Source organism: Nocardia sp. NPDC087230 (genome assembly GCF_044744725.1).
GTDB lineage: Bacteria > Actinomycetota > Actinomycetes > Mycobacteriales > Mycobacteriaceae > Nocardia > Nocardia canadensis.
In genome coordinates, this window is sequence record NZ_JBIUYV010000001.1 from 1,275,293 (window position 1) to 1,290,800 (window position 15,508).

The window sequence follows — 15,508 nt, forward strand, 5'->3', positions numbered from 1 at the left end:
TACGGTCGCGGGACCGCCAGGATTCCGACGAGGCAAGGGTGGACCATGGGCACGTATCCGGACTTCGGGAACACGACCGACTTCGACAACGCCAATCGGGGCTTGATCGACAAGCTCGACCCGCCGGTCATCACCGCGGCGGACGGCCGGGTGGTGTGGGATATCGGCGCCTACGATTTCCTCGACGACCGGTGCCCGCCGACGGCCGACCCGAGCCTGTGGCGCCAGAGCCAGTTATGCAACATCCAGGGCCTTTTCGAGGTCACCGAGGGCATCTACCAGGTGCGCAACTTCGACCTGTCGAACATGACGATCGTCGAGGGCGACCGGGGCGTGATCGTCATCGACCCGCTCATCTCCGCCGAGACCGCGGCCGCCGCACTCGCGATCTATCGCAAGCATCGCGGTGACCGCCCGGTCACCGGCCTGATCTACACGCATTCGCACGCCGACCACTTCGGCGGCGCGCGCGGCGTCGTGCCCGAAGGGCATCCGAAGGTGCCGATCATCGCCCCGGAGGGCTTCCTCGAGCACGCCGTCAGCGAGAACGTCTACGCGGGCAACGCGATGACCCGGCGCGCGATCTTCATGTACGGCACCGGCCTGGCCAAGGCTCCCGACGGCCAGCTCGGCTGCGGCCTGGGGATGACCACCTCCACCGGCACGGTCACCCTGATCCCGCCGACCGTGGACATCACCCGCACCGGCCAGGAGGAAGTGGTCGACGGCGTCCGCATCCTCTTCCAGCTCACCCCCGGTACCGAGGCTCCCGCGGAGATGAACTTCCTGTTCCCGGACCGCCGCGCCCTGTGCATGGCCGAGAACGCCACCCACAACATGCACAACGTGCTCACCCTGCGCGGCGCACTCGTCCGCGACTCGCGGATCTGGTCGAGCTATCTGGACGAGGCCATCGCCCTTTTCGCCGACCGGGCCGATGTCGCCTTCGCCTCCCACCACTGGCCGACCTGGGGCGCCGACAATTGGACCGCATGGCTGGCCGGTCAGCGCGACATGTACGCCTACCTGCACGATCAGACCCTGCGCCTGCTCAACCAGGGTCTCAACGGCCCGGAGATCGCGGAGGTCCTCACCTTCCCGCCCGGCTTGGACGGCATCTGGGCCAACCGCGGCTACTACGGCTCGCTCAGCCACAACGTGAAAGCGATCTACCAGCGCTATCTCGGCTGGTTCGACGGCAATCCGGCGCATCTGTGGGAGCACACCGAGGTGGAGCAGGCCAAGCGCTACGTCGCCGACTACGGCGGTGTCGAGGCGGTCGTGGCCAAGGGGCGGGCGTACGCGGCCGAGGGCGACCACCGGTTCGCGGCGACGCTGCTCAATCACGCCGTCTTCGCCGACCCGGGCAACACGGCGGCCAAGGAAGCGCTGGCCGAGGTCTATCAGACCCTCGGCTACGGCAGCGAGAACGGGACCTGGCGCAACTTCTTCCTGGTCGGCGCGACCGAGCTGCGCAACGGCCCGACCCCGGTCACCCTCGACACCGCCGATCCGCAGATGCTGGCGGCGCTGACGATCGACATGATCATCGACTCGATCGCGATCCGGGTCGACGGCCTGCGCGCCGCCGAATCGGACTTCGTGCTGGACCTGAACCTGACCGACAGCGGCACGGTCACCCGGCTGACCATGTCCAACGGCGCGCTCACCCACCGGACCGCCTCCGAGTACGCGCCCTTGCGCGGTCCCGCCGACCTCACCCTGACGCTGACCAAGGCGCAACTGCTGGCCGGGCTCGGTGGCCAGGGCTTCGCAGGCGTCACGGTCGACGGCGACCAGTCGGTCCTGAAAGCCCTGGTCGGCGTGATCGAGACCCCCGACCCGCGGTTCCCGATCGTCACACCCTGAGACCCAGCTCGGGGTTCATGAACAGCGCCCCCGGCCGCCCAGGGCCGGGGGCGCTGTCGCGCGGGGTCTCAGCCGAGCAGCTGTGCCTTCGCGGCGGCGAACTCGGCATCGGAGAGCGCACCGGCCGAATGCAGGTCGCTCAGCTCCTTCAACTTCCCGACCAGATCGACCGGTGCGGCGGGTGGTGGCGGCGCGGCGTACACCGGGGGCGGCGCGGCATACGCCGGGGGCGGCGGTGCGGCGGCCGCGGGTGGCGGGGCGGCGGTCTGCTGCTCGGCCGAGCGTTTCCTGGCCGCCCGGTTGTTCACGGCGTTGGAGGTGGCGGTCGCGGTGCCGGCGACGACCGCGGTGCGGGCGATCGTGCCCAGGAGTCCCGGCCGTCCGGCGCGGCCCCTTCGTAGTGGCATGCTGGTTCCTCCTCAGCCGGTCGTCGCCGCGGAGACCGCGGACTCGACGACATCGCGCGGCACCTGAACGTGCAGCGTCACCTCACCCCTGGCGTCGCGTACCGCGGCCGCCAGCCGCGCGGCCCAGGTCTGTTCGAAGACCAGGATCACCGCGGTGCTGCCGGGCGCCATCGAGGTGCGCACGACTTCCACGTCGGCCGCGCTGACCAGGTCGATGTCGGCGGCGGTGAGCCCGGTGAGACCCACCTCGACCAGGTCGTCGTCGATCTCCGATTCGGTGATCGTGCCCGCTTCGTCCATCGTCAGCACGATCAGATCGAGCAGCGTCACCAGGCCGTTTCCGACCACCTCGGCGAGCGCGTCGGCGACGGTCGCGTCGATGGCGGTGCCGGGGAAGGTGAGCACCAGGAAATCGACCGGGCCCAGCGCAGGTGTTGATCCCATGGCCTGATCGTGCGCCGATCCGGCGGCGTCCACCTCACCCGAATCGGGTGAACCGGGGTGGCGCCCGGAGTTCTAGCGTGGACGCTATGAATGGCATCGTCGTCGTGATCGTCGGAGCGCTGCTGTGCTTCTACGGGATCCGCTCGGTCCACCTGGGCATCCTGGCGATCGGCTTCGGCCTCGGCTGGATGATCGCCGACCTGTTCAACGCCTCGCTGGCGTGGCTGGTGCTGGTCGGCTTGATCGGCGCGGTGTCGTCGTGGGTGGTGACCTCGCTGGTGTTCCGCTTCGCGTCGTATTTCATCGGCGGCCTGACCGGCGCGATGATCGGCACCAAGTTGGCGACGGTCCTGCAGCCGGGCGACAAGAACGTCGCGCTGAGCATGATCGTCGCGCTGGCCATGTGCGTGGCAGGCGCGTTCCTGGCCGAGAAGTTCCGCGCCCGCGCGCTGCTGTGGCTGACCTCGATCGGCGGCGCCAGCATGGTGGTCAGCGGCCTGGGCCGGATGAGCGATTCGCTGGCGTTCCTGCGCGATCCCGAGCCCGGCTGGCAGCAGGTGACCTCCGTGCTGGCCTGGATCGGGCTGGCGCTGCTCGGCTGGATCACCCAGCGGCACCTGTTCGCCGAGAAGCTCGGGATCCAGCACCTGGCCGGCGGCGACGACGAGATCGATCAGAGCAAACGCAACGGTGGCTGGCCCACCCGCTAGCGGCTACTCGACCGGCGCCTGCAGCGCGGGGAACCAGACGTCGGTGAGCACGGTGGCGGCCTTCTCGGCCGTGACGTCGATGACGCCCTGCATGGCCCACCGGGTGAAGAACCGCTCCAGCTGGGCGACGAGCAGTTCGATCCGCAGCCTGGCCTCGTCGCGGCGCTGTTCGGGCCAGCGGGCGAGGTAGGCGGGCATGCTGTCGGCCAGCGTCATGATCCCCTCGCGGGCGACCGCGCGGAACTCCGGTTCGAGCGCGGTGGCCTCGTCCCAGGCCGGGAGCATGTCCTTGTTGGTGAGGAACCAGTAGATCGCGCGGGTCATCCACTCCTCGAACGCCGCCCTGGAGCCGGTGGTGAGCACCCGGTCCAGGTCCGCGTAGAACTCCCGGACGCTGGTCAGCGTGCCCTCGTTGGCGATCGCCCGCAGCACCTCGCTCTTGCTCGTGAAGTGCAGGTAGAACGTGGCCCGGCTACAGCCGACGGCGGCGACGATGTCGTCGACCCGGACCGCGGAGTAACCCTCGGTCTCGAACAGTGAGCGCGCGGTTTCCACGATCTTGTTCCTGGTGAGGCGCTTCTGTTCCTCGCGCAGGGAGCCGCGGCGCGCAGCGGGTTCGGTCGGCATGCGGCTCATCTTAGACGATCCGCCCATTCACTAGACACCATGTCTAGCGAGCCGCTACGCTGTGGTTCACGTCACTCGGCGCGGTCATCGGTGACCGCGCTGTTCAGGAGTTGTGCATGAATACACGCGAATTGCCCCGGGTCTGCGTCATCGGCGCCGGACCCTCGGGGATCACCGTCGCCAAAAGGCTGGCCGAGAACGGAATTCCGTTCGACTGCTACGAGGCGTCCGACGAAGTCGGCGGCAACTGGTACTACAAGAACCCCAACGGGATGTCGGCCTGCTATCAGAGTCTGCACATCGACACCTCGAAGTACCGCCTGCAGTTCGAGGACTTCCCGGCGCCCGAGGAATGGCCGCACTTCCCGCACCATTCCCAGCTGCTGCAGTACTTCAAGGACTACGTCGACCATTTCGAGCTGCGTGACCACATCCGGTTCAACACCCTGGTCACCGCCGCCGAGCGCGACGACGCCGGGCTCTGGCGGGTGACCACCGCGGCGGGCGACACCGAGGTCTACGACGCGCTGATCGTGTGCAACGGCCACCACTGGAATCCCCGATTCCCCGACTATCCGGGCGAATTCGACGGCGTGCTGATGCACAGCCACGCCTACAACGACCCGTTCGATCCGGTCGACATGCGCGGCAAGCGGGTCGTGGTGGTGGGGATGGGCAATTCCGGGCTCGATATCGCCTCGGAACTGTCCCAGCGATTCATCGCGGAGAAGCTGTTCGTCTCGGCTCGCCGCGGTGTCTGGGTCCTGCCCAAGTACGTGAACGGCGAAGTCGGCGACCGGCGTTCGATGCCGTCCTGGATTCCGGCGAAGGTGGCGCTGAAACTCAAGCAGCGATTCGTCCGCAAGAATCGCGGCGACATGCGCAACTACGGCCTGCCGGCGCCCGACCACGAGCCGTTCGAGGCGCACCCGTCGGCGAGCGAGGAATTCCTGCACCGGGCCGGCTGCGGCGACGTGGAATGCAAGCCCGCGATCACCCGCTTGGACGGCGACACCGTACATTTCGCCGACGGCAGCAGCGAACAGATCGACGTGATCGTGTGCGCCACCGGCTATCACATCAGTTTCCCGTTCCTCACCGACGCCGCGCTGGTCCCCGACGCCGCCAACCGGTTCCCGTTGTTCCAGATGATGCACAAGCCCGGCGTGGACAATCTGTTCTATCTCGGCCTGGCCCAGCCGATGCCGACGCTGGTGAACTTCGCCGAGCAGCAGAGCAAGCTGGTCGCCGCGTACCTGACCGGCCGCTACCACCTGCCGCCGCGCGCGGAGATCGATACGGTGTTGCGCGAGCAGGAATCCCGGCGCACCGGTCGCTACTACGACTCGCCCCGCCACACCATCCAGATCGAATTCGAGCCGTATGTGCGCGCGATGACCAAGGAGATGGCGCGCGGTGCGAAACGCGCCGCCGCGGCGGGCAATACGCTGCCGGTGCCCGCGCGCGCGACCACCGGGGTCCTCCGATGAGCGCCGCCGGCTTCTGTCGCGACGAATTCGCCGGTGTGCGCGCCGCTTTCGACGAGGAGCTCGACGCGGGCTCCGAAGTCGGCGCGGCACTGTGTGTCACCGTGGACGGTGATCCGGTCCTGGATCTCTGGGGCGGCTACCGCGATCCGGACAGGACCATGCCGTGGGGTGCCGACACCCTGGTCAACGTCTTCTCGGTGACCAAGACGATGACCGCCCTGTGCGCGCTGCTGCTGGTCGACCGCGGCGAGCTCGACCTCGACGCGCGGGTGGCCGCCTACTGGCCGGAGTTCGCGGCCAATGGCAAGGACGCCATCCTGGTCCGGCACCTGCTCTCGCACACCTCGGGCGTGTCCGGCTGGGAGAAGCCGATCGAGCTGTCCGACATCTACGACACCGAGGCCGCCGCCGCCCGGCTGGCGACCCAGGCGCCCTGGTGGGAGCCCGGCACCGCGTCGGGCTATCACGCCATCAACTACGGCCATCTCATCGGTGAGCTGGTGCGCCGCATCACCGGTCGCTCGCTGGGTCGCTTCTTCGCCGAGGAACTGGCGGGCCCGCTGGGCGCCGACTTCCACATCGGCACCGGCCCCGAGCACGCCGACCGGATCGCCACCCTGATCCCGCCGGAGCTGCCCGAGTTCGACCTGTCGACCCTCGACCAGGACAGCGTGCTGATCAAGACGCTCACCAGTCCCTGGCTCGAGATCGGCGAGACGGCGACGCCGCAGTGGCGGGCGGCCGAGATCGGCGGCACCAACGGACACGGCAACGCGCGCTCGGTGGCCCGGATCCAGTCGCTGCTCACCACCGCGGGTGAGCTCAGCGGCAGGCGGTTCCTCTCGCCCGCCACCATCGATCTGATCTTCCGCGAGCAGGCCGACGGCATCGACCTGGCGCTGCTGACTCCGCTGCGTTTCGGCATCGGCTACGGGCTGCCCCGGCCGCAGACCTTCCCGCACATTCCCGACGGCCGGGTGTGCTGGTGGGCGGGCTACGGCGGCTCGATGGTCGTCAACGACCTGGATCGCCGGATCACCTTCGCCTACACAATGAATCGGATGGCGACCGGCCTGATCGGCTCCGATCGCTGCGACCGGTACCTGAAGGCCACCTTCGACGCGGTGGGGGAGCTGCGATGACGATGCGCGCCATGCAGCTGACCGCGCCCGGCACCCTGGAGCTGCGGACGGTGCCGGTGCCCGATCTCGGACCCGACGATCTGCTCCTGCGGGTCGGTGCGGCCGGGATCTGCCACTCGGATTCGTTCGTGCTGAGCCTGCCGTTCCCGATGAGCGAGCAGCCGCTCACCCTCGGTCACGAGATCGCGGGCACCATCGAGGCGGTCGGGTCGCGGGTGGCGGGCCGCCGGGTCGGCGAGCGCGGGCTCGTCTACCTGTGCTGGTCCTGTGGCGAGTGCCGGGAGTGCCTGCACGGCAACGAGAACGTCTGTCTGGCGGCGGGGCGTACGGCCATGCCGCCGTGCCCCGGCCTCGGCCCTGACGGCGGCATGGCCGAGTACGTGCGGATCCCGGTGCGCTCGTTCGTCCCGATCGGCGACATGGATTTCGCGCAGGCTGCCCCGCTGGCCGACGCGGCGCTCACCCCGATGCACGCCATCCGCGGCGCGCTGGATCAGCTGTGGCCGGGCGCGACCGCGGTCGCGATCGGCATCGGCGGCCTCGGCCACGTCGCCGTCCAACTGCTGAAGGCGCTCACCGAGACCAGGGTGATCGCGGTCGACGTCGATCCCGACAAGCTGGCCCTGGCCACCGCCTGCGGCGCCGACATCGCGCTGACCGCCGGAGACGACACCGCGGCCACCATTCTCGAGCTCACCGGCGGACGCGGCGCCGAGGCGGTGTTCGACTTCGTCGGCGCCGACGCCACGGCCGAGCTGGCCGTGCGAACCGTCGCGCCCAACGGCGCCTACCGGATGGTGGGTCTGGCCGGTGGCATCCCCGGCATCGACTCCGGTCCGGCCGGTGGCCCCGGCCTGCCCTGGGGTGCCACGGTGCGTAAGTCCTACGGCGGCACCAGAAGCGACCTCGTCGACGTCATCGCGCTGGCCGCCGCGGGCAAGGTCCGCGCCGAGGTCGAACGCTTCGACCTCGCCGATGCCCGCACCGCCTTCGACCGGCTCGACGCGGGTGCGATCCGCGGACGCGCCGTCCTCATTCCCTGATGGAGAACAAGACCATGACCGATGTAGTGGACCCACAGGAATTCGTGGCCAAGGTCGCCGCGGGCCTGACCGCGCCCGGCGCGCCCTTCGAACTGACCGTCGAACCGGTGCTCGGCGTGCCGATTCCGGTGCTGGCGCACCGCCGCCGCAGCCTGCGCGAACTGCTCGAACACTCGCTGGGCTGGGGGGAGCGTGACTACCTGATCACCGAGGACCGGCGGCTGTCCTTCACTGAGCACGCCGCGGCGGCGGGCGCGCTGGCCACCGCGCTGGCGACCCGCTACGGCGTCGGCAAGGGCGACCGGGTCGGCATCCTGGCCGCCAACGGCCCGGACTGGGTGATCGCCTTCTGGGCCGCGCAGTGCCTGGGCGCCATCCCGGTCGGCTACAACGCCTGGTGGGCGCCGCCGGAGATCGCCTACGGGCTCGAGCACACCGCGCCCACCGTGGTGATCGCCGACGCGAAGCGGGCCGCGCTGCTGGCCGAGACCGGCACCGACATCCCGGTCCTCACCATGGACGACGACCTGCCCGCCCTGATCACCGAGTTCGGCGGCGGCGAGATCCCGAATACGCCGGTGGGCGAAGACGATCCGGCCGTGATCCTCTACACCAGCGGCACCAGCGGCAGGCCCAAGGGCGTGGTGCACTCGCAGCGGAACATGGTGGCGATCAGCGACTATCACCGCTTCACCGACGCGATGCTCGCCGCGTTCGCCGGTCAGCCGCCCAGCGACGCGCCGAGCGATCGCCGCTACCTGGTCACCGCGCCGCTGTTCCACATCGCCAGCCTGCACAACCTGGTCATTCCCCGGCTGGTGACCGGCGCGGCCGCGGTGTTCCCGCACGGCGCGTTCGAGGTCGGCCGGGTGCTGAACCTGGTCGAGCGCGAGCGGGTCACCAACTGGGCCGCCGTGCCGACCATGGCCTCGCGGCTGCTGGATCACGATGTCTCCCAGCACGATCTGTCCTCGCTGGGCGCGCTGTCGCTCAATTCGGCGCCGTCCTCGCCCGCGCTGCTGGCCAGCCTGCGCGAGAAGATCCCGTCCCTGCAGTTCGCGCTGACCACCAGCTACGGGCTCACCGAGAGCGGCACCGCCGCGACGGTGGCCACGCCGCTGGATCTGGTCGCCGACGACGCCTCGGTCGGCAGGCCGATCTTCGGGGTGGCGGTGGAGATCCGCGACGCCGAGGGCGCGGTCGTGCCCGACGGCGAGGAGGGCGAGATCTGCATCCGCAGCCCGTACGTGATGCTCGGCTACTGGAACGACGAGGCCGCGACCGCCAAGGCCATCGACACTGCACGCTGGCTGCGCTCGGGCGATTTCGGCACTGTCACCGACGGCAGGCTCACCGTGTCCGGCCGGCGCACCGACCTGATCCTGCGCGGTGGCGAGAACGTCTACCCCACCGAGATCGAGAACGTGCTGTCCGAGCATCCCGCCGTCGCCGAGTGCGCGGTCTTCGGCGTCGCCCATCCCGATCTCGGCCAGGAGGTGGCGGCCGTGGTGGTCGCCGAGCCCGGCGCGGTCGAGCCGGACGAACTGCGCGACTTCGTCGCCGCGCGGCTCGCCTACTTCAAGGTGCCCGCCCGATGGCGGTTCACCACCGAAGCCCTGCCGCGCAACGCGACAGGCAAAGTCACCCGACGCGATCTCGCGCTGTAAGAGGGAACGGTTATGTTCGACAGCATCATCAAGGGCGGCCGCTGGTTCGACGGCACCGGGGCCGCGTCCGCCATCCGCCACCTCGGCATCAAGGACGGCAAGGTCGCCGAGATCTCGGCGACGCCACTCGACGAGACCGGCTGCGCCCGGGTCGTCGACGCCACCGGCAAGTGGGTCGTGCCCGGCATGATCGACATCCACACCCACTACGACGTCGAGGTACTGCTCGATCCGTCGCTGTCGGAATCGGTGCGCCACGGGGTGACCACCGTGCTGCTCGGTTCGTGCTCGCTGTCGACGGTGCACGTCGACGGCGAGATCGCCGGTGACCTGTTCGGCCGGGTCGAGGCGATTCCGCGCCCCCACGTGGTGCGCGCGGTGGAGGAGACCAAGTCCTGGCACAGCGCGGCCGAATACGCCGCCGCCCTCGACACCTTGCCACTGGGACCCAACGTGGCGAGCTTCATCGGGCACTCCGACATCAGGTCCGCGGTGATGGGTTTGGACCGGGCGACCCGCAAGGACGTCGAGCCCAGTGACATCGAACTCGCCGCGATGGCCACCAAGCTGACCGAGGCGCTCGACGCCGGCTTCGTCGGGATGTCCTCGCAGCGGCTGCTGTTCGACAAACTCGACGGCGAAATGTGCCGCTCACGCACGCTGCCCTCCACGTATTCGACCCGGGCCGAACGCAAGACACTCAACACCATCCTGCGGACTCGCGGTCGCGCACTCCAGGGCGGGCCCGACGTCAACCGGGCCGACACGATGATCGCGATGGCGGCGAGCAGCATCGGCCTGTGGCGCAAGCCGCTGAAGGTGAGCCTGCTCTCCGCCGCCGACATCAAGGCGATTCCCGGTGTGGCCAAGGTGTTTCCGCTGCTGGCCCGCGCGATCAACGCGCTGAAGGGCGACTTCCGGTGGCAGCACCTGCCGGTGCCGTTCGAGGTCTACTCCGACGGCATCGACTTGCCGATCTTCGAGGAATTCGGTTCCGGCGCGGCGGCACTACACCTGTCGAACCACATCGACGAGCAGCGCCACCTCATGCAGGACGAGCAGTACCGGCGCCGGTTCCGCAAGGACTACGACCAGAAGTACGGTCCCCGGGTCTGGCACCGCGATTTCTTCGACGCCGACATCGTCGAGTGCCCCGACCCCACCGTCGTCGGCAAGACCTTCGGCCAGGTCGGCCTCGATCGCGGCGGCGTGCACCCGGTCGACGCCTTCCTCGACCTGGTCGTCGAGCACGGATCGAAGCTGCGCTGGCGCACCACCATCTCCAACCACCGGCCCGCGGTGCTCGATGTCCTCGCCGCCGATCCCGGAATCCAGCTCGGCTTCTCCGACGCGGGCGCGCACCTGCGCAACATGGCCTTCTACAACTTCGGCCTGCGCCTGCTGCGGCGGGTCGCCGACGCGGAGCGCGCGGGCGCCCCGTTCATGACGATCGAGCACGCGGTGCACCGGATCACCGGCGAGCTGGCCGACTGGTACGGGCTCGACGCGGGTCATCTGCGGGTCGGCGACCGCGCCGACGCTGTCGTCATCGACCCGGCCCACCTCGACGACAGCCTCGACGCCTACGCGGAGAATCCGATCCCGGAATTCGACAACCTGCCGCGCATGGTCAACCGCAACGACGAGACCGTGACCGCGGTGTTCGTCGGCGGGCGGTACGTGTTCGGCGCGGGTAGCAAGGATCCCGTGCTCGGCACCGAGCGCGTCGGCCGGTTCCTGCGCGCCGGGTAGCCGGCGCGACCGCCCACCGAATCGCCCGTGGGGCGGGCCGGTGGGCTGTCCGCGTTCCTCGATCTGGGACAGTCGAGGCAAGTCCGGGGTTGTCGACCCCGGGACGCTCCAGCGAGAGGATCGCCATGTCGAACGCGAAACGGATCACCTGGGGCAAGCCACGTCGGCCCAGCGACGCAGATCGCGACGCCCTGCGCGAGGACCTGCTGAGCAAGGCCCGCGCCGTTCGCTCCGACGGCTGGTCGGCCCACCGCGAGACCTGGCCCGCGGGCCAGGTAGCCGTCGTCGCCTACCTGCTCGGCGACACCGAGGTCCTCACCGGACTCGACGAGACCGACAAGACCGTCCTGAGCCGCTTCGCCGCCGACCTCTTCGGCTTCACCGGCGGCCGCAAGGACAACGAGAAGGGCCTCGTCGACACCCAGGCCTGGTTCGACGCCGTCCGCGCAACTCTGGGCCCCACTTCGTCCTGAGCTGAGAACAAGCCCACGCCGCGCGTCCACAGCGCGCGCTCCGTGACCGGTGCCGCAGTGCTGGGCATCGACCATCTCGCCGCGACGGCCGCCAACCCCGATGGTCCGTTCGCCGGCGTCGGCCGTGAGGACACGGATGCGTGCTGTACGCCCCCTACGGCGCCGTGGCCTCGGCCAGGTGGAGGGTGATGGGGAACGGCAGGGTCAGGTCGAGGGTGTCATGGTAGATCCCGGTCGGTGCGTACTGACCGGTGGCCGGGTCCAGTTCGAAGACGTAGACGACAGCGCGCCCGTCGACGTTCTCGACGCGCCAGAAGCGCGGGATGCCTGCGTCCGCGTAGAGCACCGGCTTGCGCTTGCGGTCGCGGATGATCGAGTCCGGGGAGACGACCTCGATCGCGAGAAGCACGTCCTGTGGTTCGTAGGTCGTTTGTTCGAGGCCGGTGCTCGCCGCCGCATCGACGATCATGATGTCGGGCTCCGGTCGCGGCCGTGCGGACAGCGTCACGGTCATTTCCCGACGCACGTGGAGATGGCGTGGAGCCTGCGCTTTGAGACTGTCGCGAAGGTAGTCGATGACCAGCATGTGAAACGCCATCTGCGGCTCCCGAAGACGAGGCTCCCGTCGATCAGCTCGGTGTGCGGGGGAAGGCCGGTCAGACGATCCAGATCGGTCCCCTCGCTAGTTGGTGTTCCAGCTGACCGGACCAGTATGGCGCTGGCCCGGGTCAGGGGGTACGAGCGAGCGAATCCGGGCCCTACCAGCGGTCGGGGGTGACCGGGGCGTCCCAGGCCTTGGCGAAGCGGGTCTTGTCCTTGGTGTCGACTTCCTTGCGGCGGTAGACGATGTAGGGCCGGGTGAGGTAGCCGATGGGGGCGCTGAACATGTGCACCAGGCGGGTGTACGGCCAGGCCGCGACCAGGGCCAGCACGACCAGGCCGTGCAGCTGGAAGGTCCACGGGACACCGACCATCAGCCCCGGTTCCGGGTTGATGGTGAACAGGCTGCGGAACCAGGGGGAGACGGTCTCGCGGTAGTTGTAGGTGCCCCAGAGCAGGTTGGAACCCCAGGTGTTGAGCAGACCGGTGACCAGGGCCAGCGTCAGCAGGGTGTACATCATGATGTCGTTGCGGCTGGTCGCCTTGCGCACGGCGGGAACGACGATGCGGCGGTAGCAGAGGATGGCGACACCGGCCACCACCATCAGCCCGGCGACCGAACCCGCGCCCACCGCGACGAGGTGGTAGGCGTGTTCGGAGATGCCGAGCGCGCTGGTCCACGACTCGGGGATCAGCAGACCCATCACGTGCCCGCCGAACACCCCGAGCATGCCGAAGTGGAACAGCGGGCTGCCCAGTTGCAGCAGCTTGGACTCGTAGATCTGCGAGGACCGGGTGGTCCAGCCGAACTGGTCGAACCGGTAGCGCCAGATGTGGCCGAGCACGAAGGACGTGGCGGCGATATAGGGCAGGATCAGCCACAGGCCTTCGGGGAGCGGGATGGTGGCGTTCATCGGCGGCCTTCCGTGGCGTCGAACAACGAGGGGTCCATGGCGAAGGGTTCCAGCCCGACTTCCTCTTCGGGCGGCCCCTGCGCGGCGAGCTCGGCGATGCGGCGCCGGTCGGCGGTGGTCACCGGCGGCAGCGTCGTCAGCACCGCGGCCAGCACGCCGCTGTAGGGCGAGTCGTTGTCGCCCAAGGACAGTCGCAGCAGCTCCATGACCGGAACGTGCTCGCCGAGCAGGCGCTCACCGCCGATCGGGTCGACGGTGGCGGCGAACTCCAGCAGTACCGGCAGGTGGTCGGGCAGTTCCTCGTCACCGAGTTCCACCCCCGCCTGCCGGTAGGCATGCTTGAACCGCAGCAGCGCCATGCCGCGCTTGCGGGTGTCGCCGTAGGCGTAGAAGGTCAGATGCAGGCTGGCCCGGCGGCGCATGTCGAAGGTCTCGACATAGCTCTGCGCCACCTCGATCGAGGGCGTCTCCCGCAGGTAGGTCAGCACCGCGTCGAAGTGCGCCCGCACCTCGGCGGGCAATTCGGCCGCGGCCGTGGACATCTGGTCCAGCAGCGCCAGCGTCGACTCACCGGGGTAGTCCAGCAGCAGCGCGGCCAGCCGCCACACGACCCGCCGATCGTGCTCGGGCATGGCGGTGACCGGCTGGGGTCGCTTGCGGATCGAGAGCAGACTCATTGCGCCGCACCGCTGACCGTGGAGTCGGCAACGGCAGCGCCGTTGCTGCCGTTGCCGTTGCTCCCTGCGTCGGCGCCGTTGCCGTTCGCGGTGGGCGCAAGCTTGTCGCCGCTCGGCACGAGCCCGCTGGTGCTGCGGCCGTCCCAGTTGAGCAGGTTGATCCGGCCCGACTTCTCCTCGGGCGCGGCCTGATTGGTGTCGGCCAGCGAGAACTTCTCCACCACCTGGTCGAACGCGGTCATGCCGGGTCCGCCGTCGGTGTCGAGGCTGCATCCGGTGGCCAGCGAATCCAGTTCGTGCGCACGGGAGGTCGCCCCGGAGGGGATCACGTAGCGGTGCTCGTACTTGGCGATCGCGAGCAGCCGGTACATGGCCTCGATCTCCTCGGGCTCGAGCCCGATCGACGGCGCGATACCGGGCTCGGGCTCCTCGCCGAGGTTGACCGAGCGCATGAACGCGCGCATGCCGGCCAGCCGTTGCAGCGAGGCGCGCACCGGCCCGATCTCCCCGGCGGTGAACAGCTCGGCCAGGTATTCGATCGGGATGCGCAGCGCGTCGATGGCGCCGAACAGGTTGCCCGCGTCCTCACCGTCGTGCCCGGTCTCGCTGAGCACGTCGACCACGGGCGACAGCGGCGGCACATACCAGACCATCGGCATGGTGCGGTATTCCGGATGCAGTGGCAGCGCCAGCTGGTAGTCCACGATCAGCTTGTAGACCGGCGAATCCTGTGCCGCCTGAATCCATTCCGGCGAGATGCCGGCCTTCTCGGCCTCGGCGATCACGCGCGGGTCGTGCGGGTTGAGGAACACCCCGAGCTGGGACGGGTAGAGGTCCTTGTCGTCGGTCACCGACGCCGCCTCGAGCACCGCGTCGGCGTCGTAGAGCATCACGCCGATGTAGCGCAGCCGCCCGACGCAGGTCTCCGAGCACACGGTCGGGATGCCGACCTCCACGCGCGGGTAGCAGAAGGTGCACTTCTCCGCCTTGCCCGTCTTGTGGTTGAAGTAGATCTTCTTGTACGGGCAGCCGGTGATGCACTGGCGCCAGCCACGGCACTTGTCCTGGTCGACCAGGACGATGCCGTCCTCCTCGCGCTTGTAGATCGCTCCCGACGGGCACGACGCGGCGCACGACGGGTTCAGGCAGTGCTCGCAGATGCGCGGCAGGTAGAACATGAAGGTCTCTTCGAACTCCAGTTTCACCTTGTCCTCGAGCTTGCCGAGCAAGGGGTCCTTGCCGACCGCTTCGGGACCGGAACCGAGGTCGTCGTCCCAGTTGGCGCCCCAGGTGACCTTGGTGTCCTCGCCGGTGATCAGCGACTTCGGCCGCGCGACCGGCGTGGTGTCGGTGGGCGGGGAGGCCAGCAGGTTGTCGTAGTCGTAGCTCCACGGCTCGTAGTAGTCCTCGACCGTGGGCAGGTCCGGGTTGGCGAAGATGTTCATCAGGCGCTTGAACCGCGAGCCCGACTTCAGCGACAGCTTGCCACGCTTGTTCAGCGTCCAGCCGCCCTTCCACTTCTCCTGATCCTGGTACTGACGCGGATAACCCTGTCCCGGACGGGTTTCCACATTGTTGAACCAGACGTACTCGGTGCCGCCGCGGTTGGTCCACGCCTGCTTACAGGTGACGCTGCAGGTGTGGCAGCCGATGCACTTGTCCAGGTTCATGACCATGGCGAGCTGAGCCATTA

General features: G+C 69.0%; 15 protein-coding genes. 8 read left to right on the forward strand and 7 right to left on the reverse strand.

Annotation, left to right across the window (positions count from 1 at the left end; all coding sequences use genetic code 11):
- The first annotated feature begins 45 nt into the window (after positions 1–45).
- Entirely contained in the window at positions 46–1,869 is a 1,824-nt protein-coding gene (locus tag ACIO52_RS06105; RefSeq protein ID WP_316575859.1) for an alkyl sulfatase dimerization domain-containing protein, read from the forward strand.
- A gap of 68 nt (positions 1,870–1,937) precedes the next feature.
- On the opposite strand, the gene ACIO52_RS06110 is transcribed toward ACIO52_RS06105, so the two are convergent.
- Positions 1,938–2,276 (reverse strand): SHOCT domain-containing protein, encoded by a 339-nt coding sequence (locus tag ACIO52_RS06110; RefSeq protein WP_316575858.1) that lies wholly within the window; start codon positions 2,274–2,276, stop codon positions 1,938–1,940.
- 12 nt (positions 2,277–2,288) lie between these two features.
- A complete protein-coding gene (locus tag ACIO52_RS06115; protein ID WP_402642025.1) occupies positions 2,289–2,720 on the reverse strand; it encodes a DUF6325 family protein in 432 nt (143 codons plus the stop codon).
- Positions 2,721–2,806: 86 nt separating this feature from the next.
- On the opposite strand from ACIO52_RS06115, the gene ACIO52_RS06120 reads away from it, so the two are divergent.
- Positions 2,807–3,430, forward strand: a complete 624-nt coding sequence (locus ACIO52_RS06120) for a TMEM198/TM7SF3 family protein (RefSeq protein WP_218718010.1) — start codon at positions 2,807–2,809, stop codon at positions 3,428–3,430.
- Positions 3,431–3,433: 3 nt separating this feature from the next.
- Here ACIO52_RS06120 and ACIO52_RS06125 read toward each other — a convergent pair whose 3' ends face one another.
- Positions 3,434–4,057 carry a TetR/AcrR family transcriptional regulator gene (locus tag ACIO52_RS06125; protein WP_316575857.1) on the reverse strand — a complete coding sequence of 208 codons (624 nt, stop codon included), beginning with the start codon at positions 4,055–4,057 and terminating at the stop codon, positions 3,434–3,436.
- Positions 4,058–4,173: 116 nt separating this feature from the next.
- On the opposite strand from ACIO52_RS06125, the gene ACIO52_RS06130 reads away from it, so the two are divergent.
- The 6 genes from ACIO52_RS06130 (at position 4,174) to ACIO52_RS06155 (ending at position 11,624) form a co-directional block, all read left to right on the forward strand.
- The gene (locus ACIO52_RS06130) at positions 4,174–5,547 is read left to right on the forward strand and encodes an NAD(P)/FAD-dependent oxidoreductase (RefSeq protein ID WP_218718008.1); all 1,374 of its coding nucleotides are present in this window, start codon (positions 4,174–4,176) and stop codon (positions 5,545–5,547) included.
- A complete protein-coding gene (locus ACIO52_RS06135; RefSeq protein ID WP_218718007.1) occupies positions 5,544–6,689 on the forward strand; it encodes a serine hydrolase in 1,146 nt (381 codons plus the stop codon). Before ACIO52_RS06130 ends, ACIO52_RS06135 begins: the two co-directional genes overlap by 4 nt.
- A gap of 2 nt (positions 6,690–6,691) precedes the next feature.
- Entirely contained in the window at positions 6,692–7,732 is a 1,041-nt protein-coding gene (locus ACIO52_RS06140) for an NAD(P)-dependent alcohol dehydrogenase (RefSeq protein ID WP_218718043.1), read from the forward strand.
- 14 nt (positions 7,733–7,746) lie between these two features.
- Positions 7,747–9,399, forward strand: coding sequence for a class I adenylate-forming enzyme family protein (locus tag ACIO52_RS06145; protein ID WP_402642031.1), 1,653 nt, complete (start codon positions 7,747–7,749; stop codon positions 9,397–9,399).
- A gap of 12 nt (positions 9,400–9,411) precedes the next feature.
- The gene (locus tag ACIO52_RS06150; protein WP_316575855.1) at positions 9,412–11,151 is read left to right on the forward strand and encodes an amidohydrolase family protein; all 1,740 of its coding nucleotides are present in this window, start codon (positions 9,412–9,414) and stop codon (positions 11,149–11,151) included.
- 125 nt (positions 11,152–11,276) lie between these two features.
- Positions 11,277–11,624 carry a hypothetical protein gene (locus tag ACIO52_RS06155; RefSeq protein WP_218718004.1) on the forward strand — a complete coding sequence of 116 codons (348 nt, stop codon included), beginning with the start codon at positions 11,277–11,279 and terminating at the stop codon, positions 11,622–11,624.
- 154 nt (positions 11,625–11,778) lie between these two features.
- Here the strand turns inward: ACIO52_RS06155 and ACIO52_RS06160 are convergent, their stop codons facing one another.
- The 4 genes from ACIO52_RS06160 to narH form a co-directional block, all read right to left on the reverse strand.
- Positions 11,779–12,222, reverse strand: a complete 444-nt coding sequence (locus tag ACIO52_RS06160; RefSeq protein ID WP_402642036.1) for a Uma2 family endonuclease — start codon at positions 12,220–12,222, stop codon at positions 11,779–11,781.
- 160 nt (positions 12,223–12,382) lie between these two features.
- Positions 12,383–13,138, reverse strand: a complete 756-nt coding sequence (narI, locus tag ACIO52_RS06165) for a respiratory nitrate reductase subunit gamma (RefSeq protein WP_218718003.1) — start codon at positions 13,136–13,138, stop codon at positions 12,383–12,385.
- Entirely contained in the window at positions 13,135–13,815 is a 681-nt protein-coding gene (narJ, locus tag ACIO52_RS06170) for a nitrate reductase molybdenum cofactor assembly chaperone (RefSeq protein WP_218718002.1), read from the reverse strand. Before narJ ends, narI begins: the two co-directional genes overlap by 4 nt.
- Positions 13,812–15,506, reverse strand: a complete 1,695-nt coding sequence (narH, locus tag ACIO52_RS06175) for a nitrate reductase subunit beta (RefSeq protein ID WP_218718001.1) — start codon at positions 15,504–15,506, stop codon at positions 13,812–13,814. The genes narJ and narH overlap by 4 nt, the downstream gene beginning before the upstream one ends.
- Between the last annotated feature and the right edge of the window lie 2 nt (positions 15,507–15,508).